A 15,673-nucleotide genomic window follows, 5' to 3' on the forward strand; every position below is an offset into this window, starting at 1 on the left:
TCCTTGGGGAAAGGGGGGAAGGCGTGGGCTCACGCAGTGGCGGAGAACACGGATTTGGGATTGTCGACGAGCATGCGGTCGATGGCGGCCTGTTCCACGCCGTGGCGCAGGAGGCGAGGCACGAAATGCTTGAGGATGAAGCCGTACCCGAAGCCGCCATAGCGGGTGAGCATGATCTTCAGGAAGACGTCCTGCGATAGCAGCAGGCGGTCGGTGAAGCCCATGTCGACCAGCGCGCGGATCGCCGTGGCGTTCTGCTCGTCGGAGGGGGACTGGGCGTCCTGGTCGGCAAAGTAATAGTCCATGCCGATCATGTCGTATTCGAGGAAGGCGCCGCGCTCGGCCAGGGCTCGCTGATAGTCGAGGTCCGCATGGCTCGGATTCATGTGGCAGAGCACGGTGTGCCTGAGATCGGCGCCCTCGGCCTCGACGATGTCGAGCACGCGGTGGCCGAGGCGCTCCCAGCCGGGCAGATGGATGGAGAGCGGCAGGCCGGTAATCCCGGCCGCGCGCGCCGAGGCGCGCAGCGACTTTTCCTCCTCGGCGGTGAAGTCCTTGCTGACGCCGACTTCGCCGATGATCCCCGCCATGATCTCAGGCTGTTCTTGTCCGCCGCCGACATCGTTGACGATGAACTGCGTCACCTCCTCGACACTCATTGCCTTCAGCCAGTCTGGATGGGTCGGCTCCAGATAGAAGCCGGTGCCCATGATGATCTTCATGCCGGAGGCGCGGGAGATGCGTGCCAGCTTCTCGGGCGCCCGGCCGATGCCGATATTGGTGGCCTCGATCACCGTATGGCCGCCGAGCGCCTGGAAGCGCTTGAGCTCGGACAGAGCGAGGTCGCTGTCGTCGAGCGAGACATTGTCGCGGTTCATATAAGGGTTCATCCGCAATTCGCCGATGATCTCGATATTCACCGCCTGCTCGGCGATCGCCTGCTCGTCCGGGTGGCACGGGCATTTCCAGGTGCGGGCGCCGTCGAGCAGGATGTGCTCGTGCATCAGGGTGATGCCGAGATCGTCCACCGGCACGGGGCCGAGCACGGTCATGGCGGTGCCGGATCGGATGCCGATCGGCTTGCGTTCGGCGGGACGGGGCTGGAACAGGTGATCCATGCTCAGTGGCTCCATGCTCAATGGCTTCTCATGGCGCCCTTGAACAGGCGGAAATTGAGCCAGATGGCGATCAGGATGATCGAACCGGTGACGATGGGTGTCAGGAAGGGCGACATATGCGCCAGCACCAGGCCGTTGGCGATCACCGCCACCGTCAGCGCCCCCAGCACCGTGCCGACAACGGTGCCGCGCCCGCCGAACAGGCTGGTGCCGCCCAGCACCACGGCGGCGATGACGTCGAGCTCGAAACCCTGGCCGGCATTGGAGGAGCCGGAGCCGAGGCGCGCCGCCAGGATGACGCCGGCGGCGGATGCCGCCATGCTGGAGAGGATGTAGACACACAGCACCACGAAGCGGGTGTTGATGCCGGCGCGCCTGACGGCCTCGGCATTGGCGCCGACGCCGGTGACATAGCGGCCGAAGGGCGTCCGGTTGAAGACGAGGAAGGCGATGACCAGCACCACTAGGGCGATCAGGGCCGGCACGGGCATGCCGAGGAACCAGGCCCGGCCGATCGCGGTGAAGGGACTCTGCGCCTCGACCGGGATCGAATAGCCTGCGGTGATCAGGAGTGCGAGGCCGCGGATCACCGACAGGCCGGCCAGCGTGACGATGAAGGCGGGGATGCGCTCATAGGCGATGAAGAAGCCCTGTATGGCGCCGATCACGCCGCCCATCGCCAGCATCAGCACGATGACGAGGGGCCAGGGAATGCCGGCCTGCAGGGAGGCCGCCGACAGGGTCGCGGCGAGCGCCAGAACCGAGCCGACCGAAAGGTCGATGCCGCCCGTGGTGATCACGAAGGTCATCGCGGCCGCCACGATCAGCAGCGGTGCCGACTGGCGCACGATGTTGAGGAGGTTGGGGGCGGTGAGGAAGGCCTCGGTCCAGATCGAGAAGACCAGGCAGACGAAAATGAAGAACAGCGCGATCGAGATGATGCTGCCGTTCGCCATCGCCTTGTCGCGCCAGCGGGCCTTGTGGACGCGCGGGCGATGGGCGGGCGTGGTGGATGAGGCCGTCATGCGCGAGCTCCGTTGTCCTTGGAGGCGTTGTCCTTGGGGGCTCCGGCGGAGCGGGCGTTGAATTTGCGGCCGACGATGAGGTTGACCACCTCCTCGATATTGGTGTCCTCGATCCGGCGCTCGGCGACGTTGCGGCCCTCATACATCACCTGGATGCGGTCGCAGACGAGGAAGAGGTCCTGCAGGCGGTGGGTGATCAGGATCACGCTGACGCCGCGGGCGCTGACGGTGCGGATCAGGTCGAGCACCGCCTCGACTTCGGCGACGGCCAAGGCGGCCGTAGGCTCGTCCATGATCAGCACGGAGGGGTTGAAGGAAGCCGCGCGGCCGATGGCGATCGACTGGCGCTGGCCGCCGGAGAGGTTCTCGACCTTCAGCCTGGTATCGGCGATGACGATGCCGAGCTTGTCGAGCATGTCACGGGCCTCCCCATGCATGCGGCGCTGGTCGAGGAAGGGCACGCCGAGGATGCGGTGCCGGGGCTCGCGGCCGAGGAAGAGATTGCCGGCAACGTCGACGCTGTCGCACAGCGACAGGTCCTGATAGACCATCTCCACCCGCGCGGCGCGGGCATCGGCGGGGGAGGCGAAGGACTGCACCTTGCCGTCGATCTCGATCGTGCCGGAATCGGGGATCACGGCGCCCGAGAGCACCTTGCTCAGGGTCGATTTGCCGGCACCGTTGTCGCCGACCAGTCCCAGCACCTCGCCGGGCCTGAGCATCAGCGATACGTCGTCCAGGGTCTGGATCGTGTTGTATCGCTTGGAGATACCGGTCATCTTGACGCGGTAGGGTTCGCCACTGTCCATCATGGTTCCGCCTGGCAATGAAAAGTCCGTCCCGAGGCTTCGGAAATGAGACTTCACAAATCTCGAAAGCTCGTGCTGCCCCTCACCTTACCTCTCCCCGTAAGAACGGGGCGAGGGCGCGCAAGCGTTGTGATCGATTCTTGAGCCCTGTCATCTCGCCCAACGGTTGGGCGAGATGAGATCTTTTCGGTATGAAATGCGCGATCGAAGTCCCCTCGCCCCGTTCTTACGGGGAGAGGTAAGGTGAGGGGCAGCGCGACCTTAATCAGGAAATCGCCGTCGGCCCGTTACTTGAACATGCCCCGGAACTTGTCGACGTTCTCCTTGGTGACGATCGTCACGGGAACGTTGATGATCGGCTCGATCTTCTCGCCCTTCTTGAGCTTGGTCAGGGCTTCCACCGCAGCCTTGCCTTCACCGGCCGGGTCCTGCTGGATCACGCCGGTCACCCAGCCCTGGTCGATGCCTTCGATGGCCTGCTTGGTCAGGTCCCAGCCGAAGACCTTGACGCCGTCGGTGCGCCCCTGGCTGGTCACGGCGGAGACGGTGCCGAGCAGGGCGGGCTCGCCGGTGGCGTAGAGCGTGGTCATGTCGGGGTTGGCCGTCATCAGGTTCTCGGCGGCACTCAGCGCCACGTCCTGCACGTTCTGGCCGTCGACGGTGTCGAGGAAGGTGACCTTGAGGCCGCTCGCCGTCACCGCCTTCTTGAAGCCGTCCAGCCGCTGGTTCTGGATATAGGAATTGAGGGCGCCGACCACGCCGATCTTGGCGGTGCCATTCAGCTTGGCCTTGACGTAGTCGGCATAGAACTTGCCGATGTCCTCGCCCGCCTTGAGATTGTCGACGCCGACGAAGGAGACATTGTCGCCGTCGGGAATCTGGGCATCGATGGCGATGACGGGGATGCCGGCCTTCTTGGCGGCGGTGATGGCGGGCTTCACGCCATTGACGTCGATGGCGATCAGGATGATGCCGTCGACCTTCTGGGTGATGTAGTTCTCGATCGCGTCGTTCTGGGCGCTTGGAACATTGTTGGCGTTGAAGATGACGAGCTTGGCGCCGGCCGCCTTGGCGGCGGCTTCAGCGCCTTCGTTGATCTGGTTGAAGAACAGGGCCTGCTGGTTGATGGTGACCAGGGCGAAAGTGTCGGCCGAAGCGGACACCGATCCGAGGGACAGCGCCAGGGCTGCCGCCGCCGCGCAGCCGGCGAGATATTTTGAAAGCCGCATTTCAATTCCCTTCATGGATGGCCCGTGCCGGGCTCATTCTCAGTTCTGACATCCGCATCATTCAAGAGACTTGAATTCATGTCAAGTTACTTGAATGGCGGTTTCGGGGATTCTTGAAACGCCGACGGCGTAAAGCCTCAGAAGGTGGCGGGCGTGTTGACCCAGAAGATGCTGGCGCGCTCGGTTCCGGTGTTGCGATACCAGTGCGGCAGTTCCGACTTGAACACGAAGGTATCGCCGGCGGAGAGCTTGAAGGTGCGCTCGCCGACCATCAGCTCCACGGTTCCGGCCAGCACATAGCCGACTTCCTCGCCCTGGTGCTGGATCGGCCCGGCGCTCTCGCCGCCGGCCTCGATATGGTGGATGTTGCACTGGAGAAGGTGGCCGGGCGAATAGGGGATCACCCGTTCCAGCGAAATGCCTTCGCCGCGCCGGAGCGGGTCCAGCGAGATCAGCGGGCGCGTGCCGGCGCGAAAGACGATGCCCTCTTCGCTATCCGATTCCTCGAACATCCAGCCGATATTGGTGCCGAGCACCTCGACGAGGCGATGCAGCATGGGCAGGGAAGGGGAAGCCTTGCCGTTCTCGATCTTGGACAACAGGCTTTCCGAGCAGTCCGCGGCCGTGGCCAGGGCCTTTAGCGTCAGCCCCCTTGTCTGCCGGGCCAGGCGAAGGCGGGTGCCGAGCCGCACGGGATTGGCCTGTTCCAGGGGATCGGGCTGATCGCCGGCGCGCCGTTTGAGATCGATTTTGTTCATTTCGCGATTGCCAGGATGCGTCATTGCCCGAAAGCCTAGCCGACGATTCTAGGCCACAAGCCTGCACCCTGTCCACTTCGCCGCTGGCAGCTCGGCATCGGCGCCCCAAACGGCTGGGCAGCCGGCACCTGCCATGCTACACCCGCAAGACCTTCGGTGCCCGCTTGCGGGAGAATCGGGAACGCGGTTTGAAGCCGCGACGTGCCCAACGCTGTAAGGGGGACTATCCGGGCAGGTTTCAGGCCACTCGTTCTGCGGGGAAGGCGTCCGGATGGGTGGATCCCGAGTCAGAAGACCGGCCGGAGGCGATAGATCGGCGTGCGCGGACGGCGCGGCGATTGCCATCGCAAGGGGAATGACGATGGACCCATCCAACGAGGCGCTCGCGCCCTCGGGGCCGTTTTCGCCGGCCGAACGTGAAGCCGTCTATCGCGCTATCTTCACCCGGCGGGACGTTCGCAGCCAGTTCAGCCCGCAGCCTGTGCCGGATGATGTCCTCGCCCGCATCCTCACGGCCGGGCATCACGCGCCCTCGGTCGGCTTCATGCAGCCCTGGAGTTTTCTCGTGCTGCGCTGCCCCGAAACCCGGCGCAAGGTGCAGGCTCTGTTCGAGGAAGCCAATGCCGAGGCCGTGGCAATGTTCCCGCCTGAAAAGCAGGCGCAATATCGCGCGCTGAAGCTGGAAGGCATCATCGATGCCCCGGTCAATCTGTGCATCACCTGCGATCCCGACCGCGCCGGCCCGGTGGTGCTTGGCCGCACCCATGACATGGCGATGGACCGCTATTCCACCGTCTGCGCGGTGCAGAATATCTGGCTGGCTGCACGGGCCGAGGGGGTCGGGGTCGGCTGGGTCAGTATCGTCGATCCGGCGCGCCTGCGTGAGGCGCTGGGCATTCCCGCGCGGGTGGTGCCGGTCGCCTATCTGTGCCTGGGCTATGTGCACGAAGCCTATGCCCGGCCCGAACTGGAGGTGAAGGGCTGGCGCCAGCGCCTGCCGCCGGAGGCTGTGCTGAGCTTCGACGGCTGGGACGGCCGGCAGCCCGGCCATCCCTTGCTCGCCGCCATGCGGGCCGCTATGGGAGATGCAGCTTCATAGAGCAAAGCACAAAATGCTTTGGGGTGGCCGGCGCAGATATGCGCCGTCCCGATCGGATGATACGGGCGATGGATTTCCTGCGTAAGAATGCGATCTGGATCATTGCTCTGCTGATCACCAGCCTGGTCCTGCTGGAGGGGCCGAGGGCGATCCTGATCGGAGCGTTCGTGGCCGCCGTCGTCGGCCTGTTCTGGCTGTTGCGCGGCAAGGCCCGCAAGCCGGCGGCAGCACGCCGGCTCGAGGCCGTCCCGAAGGTGGTTCCCCTCCCGCTCGACCGGGGTGCCGACACGGTCCGGCCTCAGGCGCTGGAGCGTGTCTCGCTCAAGGCCATCGATGATCCCAGGCTCGCTGCCGTCGTCCTGATGATCCAGCTCGTCCGCACCAATGGGTTGCTGACCCGGGCCGAACGGGACACCATCCTCGCCCTGATGAGCGACCCGCTCGGGATCGGCGACCGCGAGCGTATCTATGAGCAGGCCTTGCAATTGACGGATCGCGGCCGGGTGTTCACGCCGGTTGCCGAGGAATTGGTGCCGCTTTTCCGCGCCCGCCTGTCTTTGCCCGAGCGCCAGCAGCTCATCGACATGCTGACCGAGGTCGCCAATGCCTATGGTGAGGCCAGCGATTTGCAGCGCGAGGCGATCGTTCGCCTGAAGCGGCACCTGCTCGCGCCGGATGCCGCAGCCGGGCGCTCGCTCAATTGAAATAGAAGGCGTAGCTCGCGACGTCGCCGCCGAAGATGCGCGTGGCCTGTCCCCAGGCCTCGGCGTCCATCACCTTGCCATTGTCGAGGTAGGGCAGGGCCCCCGGGCCGGTGATCCACAGCACCAGGTCGAAGTTGCCGGGCTGCTCGAACACCCTGGCGAGATTGATGCCCTTGGCAAAGCGCCAATGCGGCATCAAAAGCTTGCCGTCCAGCACCTCGTCGACCTGCCCGAGCAGCGCGAGCCACGAGTCGATGCGCTCCTGCGTCACTTCGAGGGAGGGGAGCACGCCGCTCTTCTGCCGTGGGCCGGGAAGCCATTCGTGGTCGTCGTCGGTTTCCTTGGCGATCAGTCCCCAGGTCTCACGATTGAGCCGGATCACCGTCTTGAAATGGCCGCGCACTTCCAGCCACATCGCCTTGTCGGCCACCGGCCAGTCTATGGTGTGCACCAGGCTGATCAGGTCGGCGATGGCATCGGTATCGCGCTTGCTGGTGCCGAACAGGGTCATGCCCAGTCCGTCGTCACCATCGACGCCATTGGCCTTGGCAAGGCCGCTGACGGCGCGCGGAAACAGGCTGCCGAAGCCGGCGTCCCAGCTGCGCGACATGTCGTGTGACAAGAGGGTCTTGGTCAGGGCCATCAGGAAGTTGCAATAGCCGCGCAGCCATTTGGCGTCGGCCGTGTCGAAGGCGACGATGAAGGGTTTGGGCTTGCCGGCATCGTCGAGGCCCGAGATCGCTGCGCCGATATGGTCGCGTTCGTCGATGGTGCCGTCGCCGTTCCAGTCGAAATGGGTGACGGAGAGATCGACCGTCAGCTTGGCCTCGACATCGCCGACTTCAGCCAGGGTCTGGTCCGCCCTTTCGAGATCGGCCAGGAACGTGGCGAGGATGCCGCGAAAATCCTGATAGGTGATCGGCTGCGGCTCGGGATTGGTGCTGAAAACGGTCCCGGACAGGCCGAGCAGGCGCATGGCCGGTATTTCGGTGGCGAAGCCATATTTGTAGAGGGCCTGCGACAGATGTTCGAGCGCGCGGGCGGTGCGTACCATGCCGAGGCCGAGCCTAGCGTCGGCATTGCCGCTGGCCTTGGTGGCGAGGGCCAGCATCTGTTCGTCCGCCTCGCTGATGCGGCCCTTGCCGAGATAGCTCTGGAACAGGGCCGAGGCCGTATTGTCGGCCTTGGCCGGCACGAAAGAGACCGCCACCGTCATCGCGGCGGCCATGGCCCATGTCAGCAGATAGCGCATCGTCATTCCCGTGCAGGCGCGGCATTCACCGGGAATCGGATGGAGCCTGCCTGAAAGATCGTTGGATAGGGCAGAGGCCGCGAACGCCGCAACGGCTTTGCGGCGCCGGGGATAGAGCTTTTTCAGTACGGGGCCTCAGTCGAACACATCAGCCACGCTGCCGGTCAAATCGACGCCATCCTTGAGCACCCGCAGGCGATAGGCGGCAATGGAATAGACCCCGATCAGCCAGGCATACATCAGCGGCAGGACGAGCAGCATCATGATCAAGGCGGCAATGCCGCCGCTGGGCCCGAATATCCGCGCCAGAACATTCACGATCAGGAGGTAGGCGAACCAGATCACCCAGGTCAGCAGCATCATGCCGAACAGAGGCCAGCGATATCCCGCGCTGAGATAGCGGCTGCGGCCAAGCGCGCGGATCGGTCCGATATCCTCGTTGATGCAGATGACGAAGGAAAGCAGATAGGGAAAGACCAGATAGAGGGCGAAAATACCGGCGATCAGCATGGCGACGATGACGAAGCCGGGCGGGGCGCCAATGCCGAAGAAGACCAGTCCGAGCAAAGCGGCAACCAGGTAAAGCGCGATATAGGCCAGCAAATAGATCAGCAGCAGGCCAAGGGCTGGCAAGAATCGCCTGGCACCGGCGATGCAGGCCGCCATCACGGGCTTGGCCGGATCCACGTGGCGATCATGGATCAGACGGATCAATGCACAATAAAAAGCGAGCGACAGGAAACAGGCCGCGAGGAGCAGGAGGTAGAATATTCCGATGCTTCTTGCGATAGCCGACTCGACGGCGAGCTGGTCACCATACAAGGCGGACCAGAAGAACGAGCCAAGCAAGCCGAAGAATATGGCGAAGACTGCCAGCTGCAGCAGGAGAGACCAGCCGTAGTTTCGCAGGCTGACGCCAAAGGCATCGGAGATGATCTGCCCGATGCCCAAGGGACTGCTTCCTGGATGTTCGGATGATGGCGAGGCGACTGACATGAGAGCTCCCCTTGCTCATGATCAACACAATCGGATCTTCGATCCGGCCGGCACGATTGAAAGGTCAAGGCTTCAACAGAAATGGCTGTCCTTTTCGGCAAGTAGAGTGCAATGACGCACGCTATCCTAGCGGCCTCGATTCAGAAACGGAGTCCCGTGCGTCACACCTGATACTGCGGGGAAAACCGATCTGTGTCGTCATGGCAAGACGCGCTCCAACGTTTGCGCCTGTCTGCTCCAACGCCTTGTTTGGCTGTGCCTTTGCGTTTCTCAGGGAATCCACCAGATCGCAAAACGCCTTGATGCGGGCCTGGATTGACCTTTGTAGCCCGATCCGCCACAAGGTCCGGCAATTCCTCCCGCCCCATCCGGACAACGCAGCATGGCCGCCGAAGCAAAGTTGAAGAAAGCCGTCGAGCATCATCGCGCAGGCCGGCTCGATGCCGCCGAGGCCGCTTATCGCGAGATCCTGGCCGGTCGCGCCGGGGACTTCAACGCCCTGAACCTGCTCGGTACGCTCCTGCTGCAGCGGGGCGCCAATGACGAGGCCGAGAAGGTGCTTCGCCGGGCAGTCGAGGTCAATCCCGGCAGCGCCGACGCTCAGATGCGGCTGGGGCTCGCCAATCGTGGCCTCGGCAATGAGTCGCGTGCGGAATATTGCTTCCGCTCCTCCCTGAAGCTCGACCCCAAGGCGGCCGATACCCATTATAACTACGGTAATTTGCTGGCTTCGCTCGAGCGCGGTGACGAGGCGCTGCAGGCCTATCTGACCTGCCTGAAGCTCGAGCCGAACCATGTCGAGGCCCATATCGGCCTGGGCGACCTCCTCCTGCACAACCAACGGGCCGAGCCGGCCGCTGCCCATTACCAGCAGGCCGTGGCCTTGAGGCCCTCCTCGCCGGAGGCCCTTGTTGGCCTTGGCCGTTCGGCCCGCGCTCTCGGTAAAACCGAGGAGGCCCGCAAGATTTTCGAAAGACTGGTCGAGCTCGATCCCGAGCATGCCGAGGCCAGGCACACCCTGGCCGAACTGGGGTAATCGTCGTTCCTCACCCTCCCTTTCAGGGGAGGGTGAGTTCTCATTTTACAGCTCGACGGAACTAGGCCTGCGCCGCCTTGAATTCGCGCCGGCGCGCGTGGAGCAGCGGTTCGGTATAGCCCGATGGCTGCGAGCGGCCCTCGAAGACCAGATCGCACGCCGCCCGGAAGGCCACCCCGTCGAAACCAGGAGCCATCGCACGGTAGTGGGGATCGCCGGCGTTCTGGCGATCCACGACCTCCGCCATGCGACGCATGATCTGCCTGACCTCATCTTCATCAACGATGCCGTGGTGGAGCCAGTTGGCGACATGCTGCGCCGAGATGCGGCAGGTCGCGCGGTCCTCCATCAGTCCGACGTCGTTGATGTCAGGCACCTTCGAACACCCGATGCCCTGGTCGATCCAGCGCACCACATAGCCGAGGATGCCCTGCGCATTGTTCTCGACCTCGCGGCGGATCTGCTCGGGCGTCCACTTCTGGTAGCTTGCGACCGGGATTTCGAGGATCGTCTCGACATAGGCCCGCCTGCCGCCTTTCGCCAGCGCGGCCTGCACCGCGAAGACGTCGACCTTGTGGTAATGCAGGGCGTGGAGCGTGGCAGCCGTCGGGCTGGGGACCCAGGCGCAATTGGCGCCCGCCTTGGGATGCTCGATCTTGGCTTCCAGCATGGCCGCCATCTTGTCCGGCATCGCCCACATGCCCTTGCCGATCTGAGCCTTGCCCGAAAAGCCGCATTGCAGGCCGATGTCGACGTTCTGGTTCTCGTAGGCGCCGATCCAGTCCTTGCGCTTGATGAAGTCCTTGCGGCTGAACGGGCCGGCCTCCATCGAGGTATGGATCTCGTCCCCGGTACGATCGAGGAAGCCGGTATTGATGAAGACGATGCGATGCTTCGCCGCCCGGATGCACTCCTTGAGGTTGACGCTGGTGCGCCGTTCTTCGTCCATCACCCCCAGCTTGACGGTATGCTTGGGCAGGCCGAGCACCGTTTCGACATGGGTGAAGACCTCGTCGGCGAAGGCGACCTCGGCAGGCCCGTGCATCTTGGGCTTGACCACATAGACCGAGCCGGTGACCGAATTGCGCAGGCCCTCGGACTTCTTCAGGTCATGCATGGCGATCAGCGTGGTCACCATCGCATCCATCAGGCCTTCGAAGATCTCTCCGCCATCCTGGTCGAGGATGGCCGGATTGGTCATGAGGTGGCCGACATTGCGCACCAGCATCAGCGCCCGGCCCTTGATCGAGACTTCGCCGCCATTCGGTGCGGTGAAGGTCAAGTCCGGGTTGAGCTTGCGCGTCATTTCGACCCCATCCTTGCGGAAGGTCTCCGTCAGGCCACCCTGCATCAGTCCAAGCCAGTTGCGATAGGCGACCACCTTGTCCTCGGCATCGACGCAGGCAACCGAATCCTCGCAATCCATGATCGCCGAGATGGCGCTTTCCAGCCGGATGTCGGCGAGGCCCGCCTGGTCGCGGCTGCCGATCGAGTGGGCCCGGTTGAAGATCAGTTGGACGTGCAATCCGTTGTTGCGAAGGAGCACGGCGTCGGGCGCGCGTGGATGGCCGCGATAGCCGATGAATTTCTCCGGTTCGAGCAGCGGCATGTCGTCGACCAGAAGTGCGCCGTTGCGGATATGATAGCGCCGGGCATCCGCATGGCTCGTACCCTCGAGCGGGAAGGCCTCGTCGAGGAAAACTCGCGCCCTTGCCACGACGCGCGCGCCGCGGCCGCGGTTGTAACTGCCGGCGGGCGGCGGGCCGCCGCCCGCGTCGGTGCCGTAGAGGCTGTCATAGAGGCTGCCCCAGCGCGCATTGGCGGCGTTCAGCGCGAAGCGTGCATTGGTGATCGGCACCACGAGCTGGGGACCTGCGACCGTGGCGATCTCCGGATCCACATTCTCGGTCGCGATGGTGAAATTGTCGCCCTCGGGCAAGAGATAGCCGATCTCGGTGAGGAAAGCCTTGTAAGCATTGCGGTCATGGGGCTGGCCATGGTGGGCGAGGTGCCAGGCATCGATCTGGGCCTGCAGTTCGTCGCGCCGCTGCAAGAGCGCCTTGTTGCGCGGTCCGAATTCACGAACCAGCGCAGAGAAGCCATCCCAGAAAGCCTGTGCCTCTACCCCCGTGCCGGGCAGTGCCTCCTGCTCCAGAAAGGACACAAGCTCGGGCGCGACGAGCAGGCCGCCGCGTGCCACGCGTGTGGCCGAGTGTCCGGCTTCAGCCTTGTCGTTCATGGTGATCCCTTATCAGTCAGCAATTGTCATGATCATGGCGAGTCTGGTTGTGGATACGCCAAACATCCCCGGTTGGGTATCGAATTTCCATCTGATGGCAATGCTGAGACGGTCACACTTTCACAGACCCAGAACAATAGGCGTTGCGGCCAAACGGCCTCTTGGCAACGGATTCGAGGTGGGCTTCATCCAGGCTGCCCACCCTTTTCTCACGGTTTGCCGGTGCGGCGGGACGCTCGCCGTCGCACATGACTGGAGGCTGCCTTACGATGTCGGCATGCGTTTGATGCACAGCGCGCCGAGCAGCAGGGCGATGAGGAGACCGAACGCGGCGACCCACATGGCCGTGCTCATGCCGGAAAGGGAACTGCCGCCGGCACCGATCACGCCGAACACCGCAACGCCGACCGCGCCTCCGGTCTGGCGGAGGGCGTTGAGAACGCCGGAGGCGATACCGGCCCGGGTTTTCTCTACGGTGGCGAGCAGGGCGCCGATCATGGCAGGCACGGCGAGCGCCATGCCGAAGCCGATGAGCAGCAGCGGCCACCAGATATGAGCGTAGCCGGCATCCCCCCGCAGCTGCAGTGCCAGGGCGACGAAACCGAAGGTGTCGATGGCGAGGCCGAGCACGATGGGCAGCCGGTTACCCCAACGCACGGCGACGCGTCCGGACATGATGTTGGTGATCGCGATAAGGCCGGTCATCGGCAGGAAGGCAAGTCCAGCGCTCAAGGGAGACATGCCGAGCCCATCCTGGAAATACAGGCTGAGCAGGAAGATGGCGCCGTAGAAGCTGACATTGAGCAGAGTGCCGATCAGGGCTGCAGCCGTGAAGATCGGGTTGCGGAACAGGCTCAGCGGCATCATGGGCTCGGCCGTTCGGGATTCCACGGCCAGGAATAGCGCGCCTGCCAGGAGGAAGACGGCGATGGCGCCGAGAATGGCGGGATGGCTCCAGCCCAGGGGCTCGCCCTCGATGATCGCAGCCGTCAGCGCCACCACCGTAAGGATGCCGAGAATCTGGCCCGGCAGGTCGATGGCGCGCACATGGCGCTCGGTCGTCTCCTCGGTGAAACGCAGTGCCATCCACAGTGCGAGCAGGCCGACGGGCAGATTGATCAGGAAGATGCTGCGCCAGCCGAACAGGGCGATCAGCAGGCCGCCGAGCACGGGGCCTGCCACCATGGCCAGGCCACCGACGGAGCCCCAGACGCCGATGGCCTTGGCGCGCTCGGACGGGTCGCGATAGGCATGGACCACCAGGGCCAGCGACGGCGGCATCAGCAGAGCGGCGCCGATGCCTTGCAGAACGCGCGCGGCAATCAGCGCTGTGCCGCTCGGCGCAAGGCCGCAGGCCAGCGAGGCGAGGGTGAACAGCGCCAGGCCGAGAAGGTAGAGACGCTTGGCTCCGAACCGGTCCCCGAGCGCACCGCCGGTGAGGAGCAGGCCGGCGAAGGCGAGCGTATAGCCGTTGACCACCCATTGCAGCCCGGCGACGCCGTCCGCCATCAGGCCACGCATCTGGTCGAGCCCGACATTGACGATGCTGACGTCGAGCTGCACCAGCGCGACGCCGAGGCTGAGAGCGGCCAGGCGGGCCGCCGGACGGACCGGCCTTCGCAGGCCGGAACCAGCCGGTTCCGCCGCGGAGGTCCAAGTCGTCTCGCTTCCCGTGCTGCATGGTTCCGGTACGGCCGGCTGCAGACTGGTCATGATGAAATCTCTTCTTGGGTAATTATCGCGTCGGCGATGTCATTTAAGTATGATATTATTCATACCTAGAAGCGGTTCGATTGGCAATCGACCAATGCAGGATCCCCTCTCGACAGGGAGCGGATGGCAAGGGAGGCGGCAATATCCGACCAGGACGATCACCCCAGCCGGGAGGAGATCACTCTCGGCCCCATCTTGGCAGCGCTTGCCGATCCGCATCGGCGGCGCGTGGTGGCGACCCTCGTGCTCGCCCCCGACGGCACGGAGATCGGCTGCTCGTCCTTCGGCCTGCCCGTGACCAAGGCCACGCGCACCTATCATTTCCGCATGCTGCGTGAGGCGGGCCTGATCGGTATGATCGACTATGGCAATTGCCGCAAGACCTATCTGCGCCGGGCGGATATCGAGGCGAAGTTCCCGGGCTTGCTCGCCTGGGTCGTTGCCGAGGCGGAGGCTGCATCGGGTTGAGAATCCGCCTTCGAGAGCTGGGCGGAGATTTGAGGCTGGGTCCATCCATGGGGCAGCTCCGAGAGCGCGATGCGCTTGAGACACCCTGATTTAGCAGCATGGAGGCCAGGATGCTTCGGCGGTAGCCGAAACATGCCTGTCGTCAGGGCGAGGCCTTCGCCGTGGGGCAGCCCGGCTGGTCGAACAGGGCAGCGAGCCCGCAGGACGAAGTCAGCATCTTGTCGCCGTTATGGCCCACGCCCTCGACCAGCCACAGGCTGTGGCGGGGCGTGCCGCCGTCGCGCTGGCGCATCGCCGAGACATAGGCCTCGCCACGAGCCAGGCGATAGGGGCCTTGGGCTTCGGCCATGCAGGTCTTGTCGAGTGCGGGGTGGTTGGGATCGGTGTCGGCGGTGCCAAGCAGGTAGATGACGCGCCGGGCGGTATAGGTCTTCTCCAGCGCATCCGGCGAGGGCGAGGCGAGATAGGACGGGCGGGCCTGCATGCCGTATTTCCAGTCGTCGAAGCCCCGGCAGGCGGCGGCAACATCAGGCGCCGGCCGCTTGGGAGAGAAATAGGCATAGGAGGAGGGGTTGGCGACGACATAGCGTACGCCGATGCCAGCGGCGGCGAGCGTGCTTTCGCCCTTGCCGGCAATCGCGTAGCGCTGCACGACCTGCCCACCGCCGGAATGGCCGGCGACCACCACCTCCCGCAAATGCGGGAACAGGCGGCGATCGGCAAGGCGGGCGAGAATGGCGTCGAGGGCGGCAAAGGAACTCACAGGCTTGGGGGCGAGGGCGTCCTCGCCCCCCTGCCAGCTCGTCAGGGTCCAGCGCAGCACTTCAGGCGGCAGGCCGAAGGCCTCGACGTCCACCTTGGCGAGGAATTGCGGCGCGACCATCAAGGTGGTTTGCCCGGCGGCGCCCGCAGCGGCCTGAGCCTTGAGAGCCGAGCGGAAATAGACGTCGGCGTCCCGCAGCCGGCCATGCAGCACCAGGACGGCGCGATCGACCTGCGGCAACGGCTTGGACCAGTCGGCCGAAACGTAGAGCGGCAGTTCGCCGCCACCGGGCACGGCGATACGCCCGTCGGCGATGACTTTCACCGGCTTTTCGTTGGGCGCCCGCTCGTCCTGGGCAAGGGCCGGGTTCGGCAACGTGAGGAATAGGGCCAAGAGGAGGCCACCGGGTTTCAGAATCGGCATCTCCGTTGATCTCCTGGGACCGCAGGCGTCGCGCCTGCTCT

Annotated in this window: 14 protein-coding genes and 1 riboswitch; of the genes, 4 read left to right on the top strand and 10 right to left on the bottom strand. The window is 64.6% G+C overall.

Annotated features, from left to right (window positions below):
• Nucleotides 1–29: 29 nt before the first annotated feature.
• The 5 genes from QM672_RS01360 to QM672_RS01380 all read right to left on the bottom strand — a co-directional run bounded on the left by QM672_RS01360 (nucleotide 30) and on the right by QM672_RS01380 (nucleotide 4,939).
• Complete coding sequence (locus tag QM672_RS01360) at nucleotides 30–1,118, bottom strand: phosphotriesterase (protein WP_367624302.1); 1,089 nt, start codon at nucleotides 1,116–1,118, stop codon at nucleotides 30–32.
• 17 nt (nucleotides 1,119–1,135) lie between these two features.
• Nucleotides 1,136–2,143 carry an ABC transporter permease gene (locus tag QM672_RS01365; protein ID WP_149253979.1) on the bottom strand — a complete coding sequence of 336 codons (1,008 nt, stop codon included), beginning with the start codon at nucleotides 2,141–2,143 and terminating at the stop codon, nucleotides 1,136–1,138.
• Entirely contained in the window at nucleotides 2,140–2,955 is an 816-nt protein-coding gene (locus QM672_RS01370; protein ID WP_394310576.1) for an ATP-binding cassette domain-containing protein, read from the bottom strand. The genes QM672_RS01365 and QM672_RS01370 overlap by 4 nt, the downstream gene beginning before the upstream one ends.
• Before the next feature lie 284 nt (nucleotides 2,956–3,239).
• A complete protein-coding gene (locus QM672_RS01375) occupies nucleotides 3,240–4,181 on the bottom strand; it encodes a substrate-binding domain-containing protein (RefSeq protein WP_311942541.1) in 942 nt (313 codons plus the stop codon).
• A gap of 137 nt (nucleotides 4,182–4,318) precedes the next feature.
• Nucleotides 4,319–4,939 (bottom strand): cupin domain-containing protein, encoded by a 621-nt coding sequence (locus tag QM672_RS01380; RefSeq protein ID WP_415080406.1) that lies wholly within the window; start codon nucleotides 4,937–4,939, stop codon nucleotides 4,319–4,321.
• A gap of 137 nt (nucleotides 4,940–5,076) precedes the next feature.
• Nucleotides 5,077–5,258, top strand: a riboswitch (cobalamin riboswitch).
• A gap of 42 nt (nucleotides 5,259–5,300) precedes the next feature.
• Between QM672_RS01380 and bluB the strand changes: the two genes are divergently transcribed.
• Nucleotides 5,301–6,038, top strand: coding sequence for a 5,6-dimethylbenzimidazole synthase (gene bluB / locus QM672_RS01385; RefSeq protein ID WP_415080407.1), 738 nt, complete (start codon nucleotides 5,301–5,303; stop codon nucleotides 6,036–6,038).
• A 68-nt stretch (nucleotides 6,039–6,106) separates the two neighbouring features.
• Nucleotides 6,107–6,742: a TerB family tellurite resistance protein gene (locus QM672_RS01390; protein ID WP_415080408.1), complete on the top strand. Its 636-nt coding sequence runs from the start codon at nucleotides 6,107–6,109 to the stop codon at nucleotides 6,740–6,742.
• Here QM672_RS01390 and QM672_RS01395 read toward each other — a convergent pair.
• Together QM672_RS01395 and QM672_RS01400 are read right to left on the bottom strand one after the other, a co-directional pair.
• Nucleotides 6,735–7,994, bottom strand: coding sequence for a hypothetical protein (locus tag QM672_RS01395; RefSeq protein ID WP_415080409.1), 1,260 nt, complete (start codon nucleotides 7,992–7,994; stop codon nucleotides 6,735–6,737). The genes QM672_RS01390 and QM672_RS01395 overlap by 8 nt on opposite strands.
• A 135-nt stretch (nucleotides 7,995–8,129) precedes the next feature.
• Nucleotides 8,130–8,945 (bottom strand): DUF975 family protein, encoded by an 816-nt coding sequence (locus QM672_RS01400; RefSeq protein WP_367624297.1) that lies wholly within the window; start codon nucleotides 8,943–8,945, stop codon nucleotides 8,130–8,132.
• Nucleotides 8,946–9,372: 427 nt separating this feature from the next.
• On the opposite strand from QM672_RS01400, the gene QM672_RS01405 reads away from it, so the two are divergent.
• The gene (locus tag QM672_RS01405; protein ID WP_311942524.1) at nucleotides 9,373–10,026 is read left to right on the top strand and encodes a tetratricopeptide repeat protein; all 654 of its coding nucleotides are present in this window, start codon (nucleotides 9,373–9,375) and stop codon (nucleotides 10,024–10,026) included.
• Nucleotides 10,027–10,087: 61 nt separating this feature from the next.
• On the opposite strand, the gene QM672_RS01410 is transcribed toward QM672_RS01405, so the two are convergent.
• On the bottom strand, nucleotides 10,088–12,265 hold the full coding sequence (locus QM672_RS01410) for a malate synthase G (protein ID WP_415080410.1): 2,178 nt from the start codon (nucleotides 12,263–12,265) through the stop codon (nucleotides 10,088–10,090).
• A 264-nt stretch (nucleotides 12,266–12,529) separates the two neighbouring features.
• Nucleotides 12,530–13,978 (bottom strand): MFS transporter, encoded by a 1,449-nt coding sequence (locus tag QM672_RS01415; RefSeq protein ID WP_415080411.1) that lies wholly within the window; start codon nucleotides 13,976–13,978, stop codon nucleotides 12,530–12,532.
• A 123-nt stretch (nucleotides 13,979–14,101) separates the two neighbouring features.
• On the opposite strand from QM672_RS01415, the gene QM672_RS01420 reads away from it, so the two are divergent.
• On the top strand, nucleotides 14,102–14,446 hold the full coding sequence (locus QM672_RS01420) for an ArsR/SmtB family transcription factor (protein WP_394310559.1): 345 nt from the start codon (nucleotides 14,102–14,104) through the stop codon (nucleotides 14,444–14,446).
• Between the two features lie 142 nt (nucleotides 14,447–14,588).
• Here the strand turns inward: QM672_RS01420 and QM672_RS01425 are convergent, their stop codons facing one another.
• The gene (locus QM672_RS01425) at nucleotides 14,589–15,632 is read right to left on the bottom strand and encodes an alpha/beta hydrolase (protein ID WP_415080412.1); all 1,044 of its coding nucleotides are present in this window, start codon (nucleotides 15,630–15,632) and stop codon (nucleotides 14,589–14,591) included.
• Nucleotides 15,633–15,673: the final 41 nt, after the last annotated feature.

Source organism: Labrys sp. (in: a-proteobacteria) (genome assembly GCF_047605565.1).
Classification (GTDB): Bacteria; Pseudomonadota; Alphaproteobacteria; order Rhizobiales; family Labraceae; genus Labrys; species Labrys neptuniae.